16 protein-coding genes are annotated in these 14275 nt (G+C 34.1%); 8 read left to right on the top strand and 8 right to left on the bottom strand.

All coding sequences use genetic code 11. The annotated features are described in order from the left end of the window. Nucleotides 1–30: 30 nt before the first annotated feature. Together SIB89_RS03415 and dnaA are read right to left on the bottom strand one after the other, a co-directional pair. Nucleotides 31–486 (bottom strand): low molecular weight protein-tyrosine-phosphatase, encoded by a 456-nt coding sequence (locus SIB89_RS03415; RefSeq protein WP_412561171.1) that lies wholly within the window; start codon nt 484–486, stop codon nt 31–33. Nucleotides 487–500: 14 nt separating this feature from the next. Continuing rightward, the gene (dnaA, locus tag SIB89_RS03410) at nt 501–1928 is read right to left on the bottom strand and encodes a chromosomal replication initiator protein DnaA (RefSeq protein ID WP_155087171.1); all 1428 of its coding nucleotides are present in this window, start codon (nt 1926–1928) and stop codon (nt 501–503) included. Between the two features lie 198 nt (nt 1929–2126). Here dnaA and SIB89_RS03405 point away from each other — a divergent pair, with 198 nt between their 5' ends. After that, nucleotides 2127–2534 (top strand): acyl-CoA thioesterase, encoded by a 408-nt coding sequence (locus SIB89_RS03405; protein WP_412561170.1) that lies wholly within the window; start codon nt 2127–2129, stop codon nt 2532–2534. Here SIB89_RS03405 and SIB89_RS03400 read toward each other — a convergent pair. Then, nucleotides 2529–3137, bottom strand: coding sequence for an IMPACT family protein (locus SIB89_RS03400; RefSeq protein WP_412561169.1), 609 nt, complete (start codon nt 3135–3137; stop codon nt 2529–2531). The genes SIB89_RS03405 and SIB89_RS03400 overlap by 6 nt on opposite strands. Nucleotides 3138–3316: 179 nt before the next feature. Here SIB89_RS03400 and SIB89_RS03395 point away from each other — a divergent pair, with 179 nt between their 5' ends. Further along, nucleotides 3317–4912: an aryl-sulfate sulfotransferase gene (locus SIB89_RS03395; RefSeq protein ID WP_412561168.1), complete on the top strand. Its 1596-nt coding sequence runs from the start codon at nt 3317–3319 to the stop codon at nt 4910–4912. Between the two features lie 4 nt (nt 4913–4916). Here SIB89_RS03395 and SIB89_RS03390 read toward each other — a convergent pair whose 3' ends face one another. The 4 genes from SIB89_RS03390 to SIB89_RS03375 are packed head-to-tail and all read right to left on the bottom strand — an operon-like array spanning nt 4917 to nt 7863. Continuing rightward, nucleotides 4917–5762: an EamA family transporter gene (locus SIB89_RS03390; protein ID WP_412561167.1), complete on the bottom strand. Its 846-nt coding sequence runs from the start codon at nt 5760–5762 to the stop codon at nt 4917–4919. Beyond that, a complete protein-coding gene (locus SIB89_RS03385; RefSeq protein WP_412561166.1) occupies nt 5759–6376 on the bottom strand; it encodes an HAD family hydrolase in 618 nt (205 codons plus the stop codon). The genes SIB89_RS03390 and SIB89_RS03385 overlap by 4 nt, the downstream gene beginning before the upstream one ends. Nucleotides 6377–6399: 23 nt before the next feature. Then, nucleotides 6400–7404 (bottom strand): bifunctional diaminohydroxyphosphoribosylaminopyrimidine deaminase/5-amino-6-(5-phosphoribosylamino)uracil reductase RibD, encoded by a 1005-nt coding sequence (gene ribD / locus SIB89_RS03380; RefSeq protein WP_412561165.1) that lies wholly within the window; start codon nt 7402–7404, stop codon nt 6400–6402. After that, a complete protein-coding gene (locus SIB89_RS03375) occupies nt 7405–7863 on the bottom strand; it encodes an LEA type 2 family protein (RefSeq protein WP_412561164.1) in 459 nt (152 codons plus the stop codon). A gap of 61 nt (nt 7864–7924) precedes the next feature. On the opposite strand from SIB89_RS03375, the gene SIB89_RS03370 reads away from it, so the two are divergent. The 6 genes from SIB89_RS03370 to SIB89_RS03345 all read left to right on the top strand — a co-directional run bounded on the left by SIB89_RS03370 (nt 7925) and on the right by SIB89_RS03345 (nt 13892). Further along, nucleotides 7925–8416 carry a GNAT family N-acetyltransferase gene (locus SIB89_RS03370; RefSeq protein WP_412561163.1) on the top strand — a complete coding sequence of 164 codons (492 nt, stop codon included), beginning with the start codon at nt 7925–7927 and terminating at the stop codon, nt 8414–8416. A gap of 2 nt (nt 8417–8418) precedes the next feature. Next, nucleotides 8419–9306: a peptide chain release factor N(5)-glutamine methyltransferase gene (gene prmC / locus SIB89_RS03365; protein ID WP_412561162.1), complete on the top strand. Its 888-nt coding sequence runs from the start codon at nt 8419–8421 to the stop codon at nt 9304–9306. Between the two features lie 53 nt (nt 9307–9359). Beyond that, nucleotides 9360–9941, top strand: coding sequence for a TIGR00730 family Rossman fold protein (locus SIB89_RS03360; RefSeq protein ID WP_412561161.1), 582 nt, complete (start codon nt 9360–9362; stop codon nt 9939–9941). A gap of 34 nt (nt 9942–9975) precedes the next feature. Beyond that, complete coding sequence (locus tag SIB89_RS03355) at nt 9976–11016, top strand: hypothetical protein (protein WP_273292595.1); 1041 nt, start codon at nt 9976–9978, stop codon at nt 11014–11016. 43 nt (nt 11017–11059) lie between these two features. Further along, entirely contained in the window at nt 11060–13054 is a 1995-nt protein-coding gene (ligA, locus tag SIB89_RS03350) for an NAD-dependent DNA ligase LigA (protein WP_412561160.1), read from the top strand. Nucleotides 13055–13154: 100 nt separating this feature from the next. Then, on the top strand, nt 13155–13892 hold the full coding sequence (locus SIB89_RS03345) for a hypothetical protein (protein ID WP_155087182.1): 738 nt from the start codon (nt 13155–13157) through the stop codon (nt 13890–13892). Here SIB89_RS03345 and SIB89_RS03340 read toward each other — a convergent pair. Next, nucleotides 13881–14273: a DoxX family protein gene (locus SIB89_RS03340; RefSeq protein ID WP_155087183.1), complete on the bottom strand. Its 393-nt coding sequence runs from the start codon at nt 14271–14273 to the stop codon at nt 13881–13883. The genes SIB89_RS03345 and SIB89_RS03340 overlap by 12 nt on opposite strands. Nucleotides 14274–14275 lie beyond the last annotated feature (2 nt).

The following is a 14275-nucleotide window of genomic DNA, read 5'->3' as shown; positions in this document are numbered from 1 at the left end:
GAGCAGAGGTAAGAATTCCGTTACAGTTGATTATTCTTTTAATTTAGCTGAAAGTATTTTTGAAGTGGCTTCTAAAAGATCAAAAACATACTCAAAATCGCTTATGTCTCCATAATAAGGATCAGGGACATTTTTATCGGAAACTGAATTATTCTCCTCTAGGAACAGTTTCACTTTACCAATGTCATCATTATTTCTGGCGAGACTGATAATGTTGTTATAATTAGAAGCGTCCATAGCGTAAATATAATCGAAGGTATCAAAATCTGAAACCCTAAATTGCCTTGCACTTTGCCCACTTATGTCAACGCCATGTGTTTTGGCAACCTTTATTGAGCGATGATCTGGGCTATTGCCTATGTGATATGCTGCCGTGCCAGCTGAATCAACATAAAAACTATCTTTAGGAAGCTTTGATTCTAAGATACCATGTGCTAAGGGCGACCGACATATATTGCCGAGACACACCACAAGTATACGAGTCATTATTCTATTTGGGTTTAGAGCGCTAATTTTTTAGCCAAATCTTCAACATACTTTCTAAATTGTTTGTCAGTTGAAGACAAGTTATCTACTGTTTTGCAGGCATGAAGTACTGTAGCGTGGTCGCGCTGACCAATTTGTGAGCCTATACTAGCCAATGAAGCTTTAGTATATTTCTTAGCAAAGAACATGGCTAATTGACGAGCCTGTACGATGTGACGTTTACGTGTTTTAGATTGCAAAGTACTTACGTCCATTTGGAAGTAATCAGAAACTACTTTCTGAATATAATCTATGGACACTTCGCGTTTGGTGTTTTTTACAAACTTCTCTACGATATCCTTGGCAAGGTTTATTGTAATTTCCTTTTTGTTGAAAGAAGATTGCGCAATTAATGAAATGATAGCGCCTTCAAGCTCTCTTACGTTGGTTTTGATGTGCTTCGCAACATACTCAACAATTTCTTCTGGCATTTCCACGCCATCCCGATAAAGTTTGTTTTTAAGAATAGAAACTCTAGTCTCAAAATCTGGTGTTTGTAATTCGGCAGAAAGTCCCCATTTAAAACGTGATAATAAGCGCTGCTCAATATCCTGCATATCTACAGGTGCTTTATCACTAGTTAAAACAACTTGCTTACCATTTTGGTGTAAGTGATTGAAGATATGAAAGAATACATCTTGGGTACCAGTTTTACCCGATAAGAATTGTACGTCATCAATAATGAGCACATCTATAATTTGATAGAAATGGATAAAATCATTTCTATTATTCTTTTTTACTGAATCTATATATTGTTGTGTGAATTTCTCAGCAGAAATATATAGAACCGTTTTCTCAGGATATTTGTCCTTGATGTCCACGCCAATAGCATGCGCTAAATGTGTTTTTCCTAAACCGACACCACCAAAAATTAACAACGGGTTAAAAGAAGTGCCTCCTGGTTTGTTGGCTACTGCAATTCCTGCATTTCTTGCCAAACGATTAGAATCTCCTTCTAGGAAATTTTCAAACGTATAACTAGGGTTTAATTGAGATTCAATTTTTACATTTCTAATTCCAGGAATTACGAAAGGGTTTTTTAACTCAGGACTTTTGTTATCAAAAGGAACATCAACATCTTGAGATTTTACAGCACTTCTGTTTGAGCTAGGGATCTTTTCTGTAAACGGTTGCTTGTTGCCATAAGTGTTTTCCATCTTTATGACGTAAACCAGTTTTGCGTCTTCACCTAGTTCTTTAGTAAGCGATACTTTTAAAATTTTAACGTAATGTTCTTCTAACCATTCGTAGAAAAATTTACTAGGTACTTGAATGCTCAACGCATTTCCGGAAAGTTTTACAGCTTGTATAGGTTCAAACCACGTTTTATAAGCTTGTGGTTGTATATTATCTTTTATAAAGGCGAGACAATTACTCCATACAGATTCCGCTGTGATCTCCATTCGTTAAGTTAAATTATTTGTTGTTAGTTAGATTAGCAAAAAAAAAGAGAACTAGGATTCTCTTGCAGTTTTGAACACGACAAATATGTGAACAAAATTCTTAAAAAAAAAATCAATATCTGTTGAATTTTAAGAAATTTTTCCTCATGTTTAAAACATTTGAAAATTACAAATTTTTTCCTAAACACAAGCATATAATTGAATTTTAACGAAACAAGTATTAGAGTGCGCTATGGCGAGACAGACCAGATGGGTGTTGTATATCATGCCAATTACGCTGTTTATTTTGAAGTAGGTAGAACCGAGTGGTTACGGCAGTTTGGGCTGAGTTACAGTGGTATGGAGGCTGAAGGTATTATGTTGCCTGTAATTTCACTATCTATAAATTACAAAAATTCAGCACGTTATGACGACATGCTTAAAGTAAAAACTAAGTTAAAAAAAATGCCTTCGGCCTCAATAGAATTTGAGTATGAATTAAGAAGTGAATCTGATGAATTACTGGCAACTGGATCTACTATATTGGCGTTTATAGATATGAAACGAAACCGACCGACGCGTTGTCCAAAATATCTTTTAGACAAACTGCAAAATTATTCGTTATAATTCGCGTATCTCTACGCCAAAAAACTGATTAAAAAGTTCAAAAACCTTTAAACTGTCATTTTTTCTGACAGATATTTCCAACAAACAACTTAGCTGTAGGTTTTGTTTGTTTATTTTAACTTGATTTTCTTTTATCAACCGCATCACTTTACTCAGGTTTTTGTACTCAAATTTTAGCTGAAAAGTCGTCTTAATAGTTTTTTGAATAATTTTTGCAGAGTCTAAAGCTAACTGTGCTCCTGTTCTGTAAGCATTGATTAAACCTCCAACACCAAGTTTTACTCCACCGTAATATCTTATTACTACTATAAGAATATTGGTAACGTTGTAAGATTGTATTTGACCATAAATTGGCATGCCAGCTGAGTTATTTGGCTCACCATCGTCATTTGTTCTGTATTTTATCGTTTCAGTGCCTATTTGATACGCATAGCACCAATGTCTAGCTGCGTAGTGTTCCTTTTTTAAGTTTTCAAGATGAGATTTTACCTCGTCTTCATTAATAACCGGAAACGCAAACCCAAGGAATTTACTATTTCTGTCTTTATAAATATCTCCCTCAGAAGGTTTTGCTATAGTATAATATACGTCGTCATTTTGCATAAAAGTATTGCGAATATAATAATTGAATAAAAGAAAAACATATGTGAGCTATGATTATATATAATTATATCCTTGTTAGGAAATTGTAAGGACAGCGTCTAAGAAAATATGCATCTTATAATTAAGCCTGAGTTTTCAATTCTTATAAAGGTTGGTTATATTTGTTTAAAAAGAGCCCTATGAAAAAGATTACTTTTGTAGCCCTATTGATTGGGCTTGTTCAACTTGTATATGCGCAAGAGACTGTTGGATTGGTGTTTGATGACGTTAATCTAGAAAAATCCAATGGTTATACATTATTTAATGCACTTTCTGATGATAGAGTGTTTCTCATAAATAATTGTGGTGAAGCTGTTAAACAATGGGACTTCTCAGGCCAAATAAGTACTAATTTTTATATTCTAGAAAACGGGAATATCCTACAGTCTAACAGATTTAATGCAGATATAAGAGATTGGAATAACAATATTCTGTGGAGTATTGATTTTTTTAATGATTTAGGTTTTAGTATTCATCATGATATCGAGCCTTTACCAAATGGGAATTTTCTGGTATTAGTTAGAGATACTTATACGAATGCGGAAATGATAGCACAGGGTAAAGACACTTCTTTTGAAGAAGCTATTTTTGCTTTGGATAAAATTGTAGAAATACAACCCGTTGGCACCAACTCGGCCAACATAGTGTGGGAATGGAAGTTTTTTGATCACATGGTGCAAGAGTTTGATAGTAGCAAACCTAATTTCGGCTCTGTTGCTAATAATCCACAGCTGTTACATATGGATTATGATGATGGCAATCCCGTGGACTACACACATACCAATTCGGTAGATTACAACGAAGACTTGGACCAAATCATTATTTCTGCTAGACATACGCACGAAATTTACATAATTGACCATAGTACAACAACTGCAGAAGCGGCATCTCATTCTGGTGGTATATATGGAAAAGGTGGTGACTTTCTTTGGAGATGGGGAAATCCTGAAGTATATGATAAAGGTACTATAAACGATCGTAAACTAGGCAGTCAGCATGATGCTAAATGGATTCCTGATGGCCCACATGAAGGCAAAATATCGGCATTTAGTAATGATGGCTATGGCACTGATTTAACTGCTTCGTCTATTCATATCATAGATCAAAATGACACTAATGGTGTATATAGTCTTTCGGCAGGAGAGTTTTTGCCGAACGACTACTTCTGGTCTTATGATGGTACAATAATGGGTGAAGTAATGCAAGGTTCATCGCGTTGTGGTATGCAAATAATGTCTAATGGGAATGCGCTTATCAATGAAACCGACAAGGGCAGGATTTCTGAAGTTGATGGTTCTGGTAATGTAGTCTGGGTATATATAATTCCGGTTGCAAATGGATCTAATATAAATCAATTCGAGGATCCAGATGGTAATAGTGCGTTTAGAGCACATCGCTACCCTGAAAATTATGTTGGCTTTACAGGCTTAAGCTTTGATAATACAGGTATTATAGAAAATGTGAATTCTATTTCTGAGAATTGCAGCAATCTCCTGTCAGTTGAAGATACATTTTTTAACGACTTAAGCGTTTACCCTAATCCAACAAATGGTATTCTACATTTTGATTTCAGTAAACCTCTAGACCAAATAGAAGTTTACAGTATTACCGGTAAGATGGTATTGGCCAAAACGAATTCCGACTTTATTAATTTAGAAAGTCTAGCCAAAGGAATGTATATGGTTAAAATTTCTACAGATAGTAATTCTGAATTTATCAAAGTGCTTAAAAACTAAGCAGTTAAAGTGTTACTAAACCTATTGAAACTAGGGCAAGTATAATCCCTAACCAATTTTTTACGGATATATGTTCTTTAAAAAGAAAAAGGCCTATTAAAGTTGAAATAGCAACAATGGCTACATTGTTGATTGTAAAAACAGAGGAACTCTCAAATCCATCGACGCGCAATGCTTTTAATATGTAATGCATGGAAGCGTAGTTTACAATACCCAGAATAATACCAAAGGGTATGCTTTTTAATTTAAAATGGTCTTTTGCTATTATAGATTTATAGCTTAAAATTATAATTCCGATAATGCCAGCTATCCCAAAAATTATAGCTAAAAATAAGGCTTTATTTCCATCTGGTGCAAAGTGATTTACACTAGTGTCAATGATTCCAGAACCTAAAAACAATATAATAGGTAAATAGATGGATTTGGTTAAAACCACATCTGACTTTGGTTTAATTGAGGTTAATAATACAGCTATTAGTGCTAGAATTATGCCAATCACTTTTTGTAAACCAGTACTTTCGTTGTAAATAACAATTCCGAATAATACTGGGATTATAACACTCATCTTACTGGCAACTGAAGCTACTGAGAGTCCATTTTTTTGTGCGGTAAGCGCCAAAACATTAAATATTGCGATAAACATAAATCCTAATCCGATTGCTGCAATAAACCAATCTGCATTGATAATATTTAGATTTATTGTTTCATCATACAGAGCTATGCCAGTTATAAAAGCTATAACATAGTTTACAACAATAACCTGCAATGTGTTAACATTGTATTTGCTTAGAGTTTTGAATACAACAAATATTGCAGTAGAGGATAAGATGCTAAGGATTAAGTAAATCAAAAGAGGTCTTTTTTAATTTCAAATAAGTTGACTATATCTTCTTTGGTTTCATCTATATTCCAAATGTTAAATCCCATTGATGCTGCTGTCTCGGTATTTTCTTTTGTGTCATCTATAAATAGACATTCAGTAGGATTAAGATTATTTTCTTTTATAACAAACTCAAATATGTCAGCATTGGGTTTTCTTAGGTGTATTTCTTGCGAAAGATAAAACTTATGAAAACAGTTTTTAAAATCTTCATAGAACTTTACATTTGATTTAATAAAATCAATATGCATATCATTGGTGTTGCTCAATAGTACAAGCTTGTAATTGCCACTTTGAGCCAAATCTCTTACGAAATCCAAACGATTTTTCGGGAAATCCTTTAGGATATAATTCCACGCTTCTATGATTTGATTCTCGTTTAAATGCGGAAATTTTTTCAAGTAAAAGGCAATAAAATCTGAGGTGGAAATTTTTCCAATTTCATACTGAATATTTGCAGAAAGCATGTCGTCTTCAAAAGTTTTCAACCCAAAAAGCTCTAATGCATTTTGCATTGCACCTTGCTTGTCTAGGTTGATGAACACATCACCAAAATCAAAAATCAACGTTTTTATCATATTCATTTTCCGTGTAAACTGAAGTCTCATTATCTGTTCAAATAAATTTTTAGTGCGTCTTTACTAATTCTGGATTCCGAAATAAGTTTTCCTGTAAATAGCGGAGCTCTAACACCATCTTTAAACTCAACATTTCCGGTAAAAACACGTGCTTCGTCCCATAGGTTTTCATCGATAAAAGTTTGAAGTGTTTTTAAACCACCTTCAATTATTACAGAATTAATGTTCTCTCCATGTAAAAGATTGCAAATTTGTTGAGCTATTGGTTTTTCAAAATCAATAAGATTGTTCGTTATTCTAATGGTTTTTACTTTATCGTCAAACACATTAAAATCAGAATTTAGTTTCTCATCTTTATCTAAAACAATTCTAATAGGATTTGACCCTTTCCAATCCCTAACAGTTAAGCTTGGGTTATCTTCAATCACAGTATTTGTGCCAACTAAGATAGCTTGTTCTTCTGCACGCCATTTATGGACTAACTGCCTAGAATACGGGTTGGTAATCCAAACAGGTTTCTTTTCATTTTTTGTTTTTGGTGCGATAAAACCATCACGTGTTTCAGCCCACTTTAAGATAATATAAGGACGCTTTTTGTTATGAAAGGTAAAGAATCGCTTATGATGCGCTTTACATTCCGCTTCCATAACACCAACGGTTACTTTACAGCCTGATGCTTTAAGTTTTTCAACACCTTTACCAGAGACTTCTGGGTTATCATCAACGCAGCCAATGACTACGGCTGGAATTTTATGGGTAATGATTAAGTCACTACAAGGAGGTGTTTTGCCGTAATGACTGCAAGGTTCTAATGTTACATAGATGGTACTATTGCTCAATAGCGATTTGTCTTTCACCGAGTTAATGGCGTTAACTTCAGCATGGTTGCCGCCATACGGACTTGTAAAGCCTTCACCAATAATAGTATCATTGTAAACAATTACAGCGCCAACCGCAGGATTAGGTCTCGTGGTACACAATCCGTTTTTTGCGAGTTGTAAACAGCGATTTATATAGTATTCGTGACTGTGCAATTAAAGTTTAATTTTTACATTTTGAGTTTCATCGACGTTATATGTGGAAGAATAACCAAATACTTTATATTTTATTTCTCCTTTATACTGCACTTCTAGTTTTTGGGATATTAAACTGCCCAATAAACCTCCTAGGCTTTTTTTGTCAATGATGCTGTCTGTATCAAAAGCAACAGTAAGCGGAATTTTAAAGTTGTTTTTAGAAGGAACATCAAATGATTCCGAAACAATATTTGCGACTTCCGTATCGTTAATAAAAACTTTTAAATCATCGGTTTTTAGTGTGCCACCAACGTCATTCGGGTTAATGAACAAAGCATCTGCACTGAGTGTAATTTTATTAATGTTAGAATCAACAACTTCTATATTTTCCAGTCCCAAAAACTCAGGTTGCTTATTTACAGTACAGTTAAAAACCAGTGAACAAAACAGCGAAATGAATAAAATTCTTTTAAGCATAAAACGGTAATTATAACTATCTTCATACCGAAAAAAAGTCAGTATAAATTTCATAAATTAAGTGAGTAAAGATACTATTGTTATTCGAGAAATAGAACAAAAGGACGACCCTAAAATAGCTAAGGCCATTCGGTCTGTGTTAATCGAATTTGGTGTACCTAAAGTAGGTACAGCTTATGAGGATAAAGCATTGGATTGTATGACTGAAACTTACAGTAAGCCTCGAAAAGCGTATTTTGTGGTTGAAAAAGGAAACACCATTATTGGTGGCGCCGGAATTTCTCCTTTAGACAATTACGATGGCAACGTATGCGAATTGCAGAAAATGTACTTTATGCCAGAAGCTAGAGGTAAAGGTTTGGGTAGTAAAATGATGGAAAAATGTTTGGCTTTTGCAAAACAAGCTGGTTTCGATCAATGCTATCTAGAAACCATGCCATATATGGACGCTGCCAGAAAATTGTACAGAAAGGTTGGTTTTGAGAGCATAGAAAAACCCATGGGAGATACAGGTCATTACTCTTGTTCCGTCTGGATGCTTAAAGATTTATAGTATTGAAAGCACTCGAACTTAAACATATCTTCCACAAGGAATTAGATGCCATCTATGGTGAAAATGAAGTTGAAAGTTTCTTCTTTCTATGTACCGAACACTATCTTAATGTTCCTAGAATACAATTGACTTTAGAGCCTGAATTTACATTCACTAAGCCTGAAACAAATACCTTTTTTAATGTTCTCGAAGAATTAAAACAACAAAAACCAATTCAATATATTTTGGGAGAAACAGAGTTTTATGGTTTAAATTTTAAAGTAAATGAACATGTACTTATTCCACGCCCAGAAACTGAAGAATTGGTTGATTGGATTGTTAAATGTCATTCTGAGAGAAGCGAAAAAACCCAAATAAAGATATTAGATATAGGTACAGGTTCTGGCTGCATAGCCATTAGTTTGGCAAAGAATTTACCACATGCAAAAGTTTATGCTTTAGATGTAAGTAAAGAAGCATTAGCAATAGCCAGGAAAAATGCCGAAATCAATAAAGTTGACATTGAGTTTATTGAAGTAGATATCTTAAAGTTGAGTGAGGATTCTTTCCTTTGGGAAGATGTCGCTTTGCGACAGATGGGCTTATTTGACACAATAGTGTCCAATCCACCATACGTTAGAAACCTAGAAAAGATAGAAATAAAACCCAATGTATTAGACAATGAACCACATTTGGCGTTATTTGTTGAGGATGAGAATCCCCTTCAATTTTATAAAGCAATCACAAAGTTTGCTGTTAAAAACTTGAAGCCAAAAGGTCAACTATTTTTTGAAATTAACCAGTATCTTGGCGATGAAACTAAGCAATTGTTAATAGATTCAGGTTTAGGTGAAGTAGAATTGAAAAAGGACTTGAACGGCAACTATAGAATGTTAAAAGGAATAAAATAACAAGAAAATTAAAAGCAACATTTTCCTTCCATTGGAAGGATTAAGGAAGGCGTATGAAAAACATATCAGTATTTTGTGGAAGTAGTGAAGGAAACGACCAAGAAATTATTTCAATAGCCTATCAGCTCGGTAAAACTTTAGCAGATAGGAATATAGCATTGGTTTATGGTGCCGCAAAGATTGGTATAATGGGTAAAGTAGCCCAGGGAACTATTGATAATAACGGAAAAACGATTGGTGTAATTCCACATTTCTTAAAGACCAAAGAGATTGTTCATACACAGCTTACCGAACTGATTACTACGGACAACATGCACGACAGAAAAGTAATCATGTATGATAAAAGTGACGGTTTTATTATTATTCCAGGTGGCTTTGGCACTATGGATGAGTTTTTTGAAATCACAACTTGGGGACAATTGGGTTTGCATACCAAACCCATCGGAATTTTAAATATCAATGGTTACTATGATGCGTTAATAAGCCAATGCAAAACCATGGTAGAACGTGGATTTTTAAAACAAGAAAATCTAGATGCAGTAGTCATTGATGATACGATTGATGGTTTACTGGAAAAAATGAATAACTATGTGCCATTACCAGCACCAAAATGGTTGAATAAAGAGCGATTGTAAATTGTTATTCCTGCGCAGGCAGGAATCTCATGCTATGAAAAAAAATATTATAATATTAGTTTTAATTTGTTGTTTTTCTTGTGAAAATGGGAAGAAGCAAAGCCCTGTTTTTGTTGCTGAGGATAAAGTAATTGAGCCAATTGATTCTATGGTTTTTTATAAGGTTAAATCTACAGAAAAGGTTGATTTTAATAAGAGTCCGGTTGATATTAAATCTTTAACACTTAATAATGAGAAGTTTTGGATAACTTCTGGCATGGTAGATTCAAAACATTTAAATGAAGAATTTTGTGATTATAAGAACTACCATTTAGAACGAACATATTATCTATCAGATAAAGAGAACGATGGTTCAAGAAATATTTTGAAAGTATATGTTAAAGATGATGAACATAAATGGAATAGGGAAACGTCAAATGAAGAATTTAGCAAAGTATTAATCAGGGATGCGTCGATAAATCTATGGAATAATATTCATGTAGGAATGTCTATAGATTCACTCGAAAAACTAATCTATAATGAAGAGTATCATAAAGGCTATGGAGTTTATAAACTATATTCAAAAATATTTGAGGCCTCATTTTATTTTGAAAAAAACAATATTGATTCAATCAGAATCTCTAGAAGATGTTTTTCGAAAAGATTGCCCAGCTTATATTCAAAATATTTCAAAACAAATGGTTTGGATTCAAGCTACAATATTGCAGATCAAATAGAGCCAAATGTTTTTTATGCTGACTTTAATAGTGATGGAAGACAAGATGTAGTTTTCCTAATCAAAAACTCAATCAATAATAAAAAGGGTCTAGCTTTTTTTCATTCATTAAATGATTACCATATAGTTGGTTGTGGAGAGGTTACATCAGCTTTAAAGGTGGTCAATTATGATACTTTTGGTATTGACAACTCTAAAATTGCATATGAATCGGTTAACGATTCTACTTCAGGAGATATTATTGGATATAATAAAATAGAGCTAAAACATATTGCATTAAGCATGAAAGAAACGGAAGGAACATCAGGATTATTAACTTGGAATGGTGAGAAATATATTTATATACACACAGGCGACTGAAGTCAAATTTAAAAGATTTCTGCCTTTGCAGAAGTGATAGCAAATGAACGCACAACAAAAAATACAACAACTTCGCGAAGAACTTCGCCTACACAACTACAATTACTACATTCTCGATAATCCTACGATTACCGATTACGAGTTCGATATTAAGCTAAAGGAACTTCAGGCTTTAGAAGAAGCACACCCTGAGTTTTTTGATGCCAACTCACCGACACAGCGTGTAGGAGGTGCAGTGACCAAGAACTTTAATACGGTCGTTCATGATTTTAGAATGTATTCCTTGGATAATTCGTATTCCAAAGAAGATTTATTGGATTGGGAAAAACGCATCAAAAAAATGGTGGATGGTGAGGTACAATACACTTGCGAGCTTAAGTATGATGGGGCTTCAATGAACCTCACATATGAAAATGGTAAGCTGCTGAGAGCAGTAACACGTGGTGATGGAGTACAAGGTGATGAAGTAACGACTAATGTAAAGACCATTAATACAGTACCGCTTCAATTAAAGGGTGATTACCCAAAACGATTTGATATTAGAGGAGAAATCATTCTACCTATTGAAGGATTTTTTAAAATGAACGAGGAACGTATCGCTAATGAAGAGGAACCTTATAGAAACCCAAGAAACACAGCATCAGGAAGTTTAAAATTGCAGGATAGCGCAGAGGTAGCTAAACGACCATTAGAATGTTTGTTATATAGTATAAAAGGAAACAACTTAAATATTTCCACACAGTTTGAAGGTTTGCAAAAGGCTAGGGAATGGGGTTTTAAAGTGCCAAAGGAAGCAAAATTGGTCAACTCAATTGATGAGGTTTTGGAGTATGTTGAATATTGGGATAAACATCGCCACGATTTACCATACGAGATAGATGGTGTTGTAGTAAAGGTAAATAGTCTTTATCAACAAGATGAGTTAGGTTATACAGCAAAAGCACCACGTTGGGCAATGGCGTATAAGTTTAAAGCAGAGCAAGTTTCTACAAGACTTAATGAAATAACATATCAAGTTGGCCGCACAGGTGCTATTACTCCTGTTGCTAATCTAGAACCTGTGCAATTGGCAGGTACAATTGTTAAGCGAGCATCACTGCATAATGCGGATCAGATTGAAAAGTTGGATATTAGGGAAGGAGATGAGGTGTTTGTGGAAAAAGGCGGTGAAATTATTCCTAAGATCATAGCGGTTGATTTAACCAAACGACCAGAGAATTCCCAACCTACTGAGTATATTACTAGTTGTCCAGAATGTGAAACAGAATTGATACGGCCAGAAGGAGAGGCTAAACATTATTGCCCTAATTATAATGGTTGTCCACCTCAAGTTGTGGGACGTATTCAACATTATATATCCAGAAAGGCTATGGATATTGAAGGGCTCGGAGGCGAGACTGTGGCTCTTCTGGTTAAGGAAGGGTTAATTTCTAACTATGCCGATTTATATGAGTTGACCGTTGAACAAGTGATACCTCTGGAGCGTATGGCAGAAAAAAGTGCTGAAAATTTAGTGAATGGTATTGAAGCTTCTAAGCAAATCCCTTTTGAACGCGTATTGTTTGCCTTGGGTATTCGCTATGTCGGTGAAACGGTTGCCAAAAAATTGGCAAAGCACTATAAATCAATTGACGCACTGATGCATGCTCCAATCCTAGATTTGGTCTCTGTGGATGAGATTGGTGAGCGTATTGCAGAAAGTGTTGTGGAATTCTTTTCGTCCGAAGAAAATAAAATAATTATTGAGCGTTTAAAGTCATTTGGTGTGCAGTTGGAAATTTCAGCGGATAAGTTAGCTAATCAAACCGATAAGTTAAAAGGGTTATCGATTGTGGTTTCTGGTGTTTTTGAAACTGTGTCTAGAAATGAGCTTAAAAAGCTTATAGAAGATAATGGAGGTAAGGTATCCTCGTCTATTTCTTCTAAAACAAGTTATCTGGTGGCAGGAGATAAAATGGGTCCAAGCAAACGTACAAAAGCCGAGAGTTTAAACATACCAATAATCTCAGAACAGGAATTTTTAACTTTATTGAAGTAAATACTTACAAAAAAATATGCATTTCATCGATAAAATGTATTTTTTTATCGTTTATATGTATAATAATTATATATTCGCTTTATAAATAAGGGATTAATTAATGTTTGTAAATAAATTATTAAAAGTAATATTATTGCTTTTAGGTGGTGTCTTCATAATTCTTCAAGGCTTAGCTTATGAAAAAGAGGGTGCTGCGGTAAGTGCGTTTATGCTTGTTTTATTGACCATTCTATATTGTAGATGGACAACTAATAAGTCATTGTTCTTCTTTTGGTTTTTGGTCGCTTTTACGGCTGGGCAACTTTTAAGTTACATCTCGTGGTATGGGCCAGAGATAAAAGTAGGAGAGGTGGATTATTATTATTACGGTGCTAATGTCTTATATATTATATCCTATTTATTCCTAATAGTAAAAATTGCATCATCATTTAAGTTAAGAGATATATTTAAAGAATTATCAATACCAATAATGATTCTCTTGCTTTTGGATGTGTTTTGTGTTGTACTGGTTACGGATACTACTAAAGGAGCTCTCACAGGATATGAATATACATTGGAATTTACCTATAATGCAGTGATTATGGCTTTGCTTTCTGTGGCGTTAATTGATTATATGTATAGAGATGATAGAAAATCCATGCTGTTCTTAATAGGATCTATTTTTATTGTGTTTTCTGAAATTATTCAGCTAGCATATTATTATGTGTTAGAAGACAAAAGCTTGATTTTTGTTTACTCATTATTTTTAGTAGTTGCGTTTTTATTCTTTTATCTACAGTCGCAATTACAGCTTTCTGAGCCACAGCCAAACTATATAGATGAGCAATTAGAAGCTTAGTTTTTTACCGATAATAGGTATGGCTTTTCTTTGGTTGTACAAAATAATTGCGCTAAGAACAAACGTTGCAATGGCTGTGTAAAACAATGTGCCTCCATCTCCCTGCACTTCAATTCCCAATTTTGTAAGATGCATTACAATAGCACCACTCATTAAACCTAAAGCCAATAATGCACCAGCCCAAATGGTTTTTGGTATTAAAAGTAAAATACCAGCTATGAGTTCTAATATGCCAATACCTATTCTTCCGTAAGGTTCTAAACCAACAGTTTCAAATATATAAACACTGACGTCATCTGCAGTAAACTTAAAGCGAAGCGTTTGAATTAGAATTATGGCTACAACAATTCGTAGTACTAAAATGATTTTGTCAGATTTCATAA

The sequence above is a fragment of the Winogradskyella sp. MIT101101 genome (assembly GCF_047126865.1).
Taxonomy (GTDB): Bacteria; Bacteroidota; Bacteroidia; order Flavobacteriales; family Flavobacteriaceae; genus Winogradskyella; species Winogradskyella ouciana.
This window is presented reverse-complemented; position numbering and strand designations above follow the sequence as displayed.

Bases quoted from the DNA above. Each gene is read 5' to 3' on its own strand.
- SIB89_RS03415 (WP_412561171.1), bottom strand. From the start codon at position 486: ATGACTCGTATACTTGTGGTGTGTCTCGGCAATATATGTCGGTCGCCC.
- dnaA (WP_155087171.1), bottom strand. From the start codon at position 1,928: ATGGAGATCACAGCGGAATCTGTATGGAGTAATTGTCTCGCCTTTATA.
- SIB89_RS03400 (WP_412561169.1), bottom strand. From the start codon at position 3,137: ATGCAAAATGACGACGTATATTATACTATAGCAAAACCTTCTGAGGGA.
- SIB89_RS03395 (WP_412561168.1), top strand. From the start codon at position 3,317: ATGAAAAAGATTACTTTTGTAGCCCTATTGATTGGGCTTGTTCAACTT.
- SIB89_RS03385 (WP_412561166.1), bottom strand. From the start codon at position 6,376: ATGAATATGATAAAAACGTTGATTTTTGATTTTGGTGATGTGTTCATC.
- SIB89_RS03375 (WP_412561164.1), bottom strand. From the start codon at position 7,863: ATGCTTAAAAGAATTTTATTCATTTCGCTGTTTTGTTCACTGGTTTTT.
- SIB89_RS03360 (WP_412561161.1), top strand. From the start codon at position 9,360: ATGAAAAACATATCAGTATTTTGTGGAAGTAGTGAAGGAAACGACCAA.
- SIB89_RS03355 (WP_273292595.1), top strand. From the start codon at position 9,976: ATGAAAAAAAATATTATAATATTAGTTTTAATTTGTTGTTTTTCTTGT.
- ligA (WP_412561160.1), top strand. From the start codon at position 11,060: ATGAACGCACAACAAAAAATACAACAACTTCGCGAAGAACTTCGCCTA.
- SIB89_RS03345 (WP_155087182.1), top strand. From the start codon at position 13,155: ATGTTTGTAAATAAATTATTAAAAGTAATATTATTGCTTTTAGGTGGT.
- SIB89_RS03340 (WP_155087183.1), bottom strand. From the start codon at position 14,273: ATGAAATCTGACAAAATCATTTTAGTACTACGAATTGTTGTAGCCATA.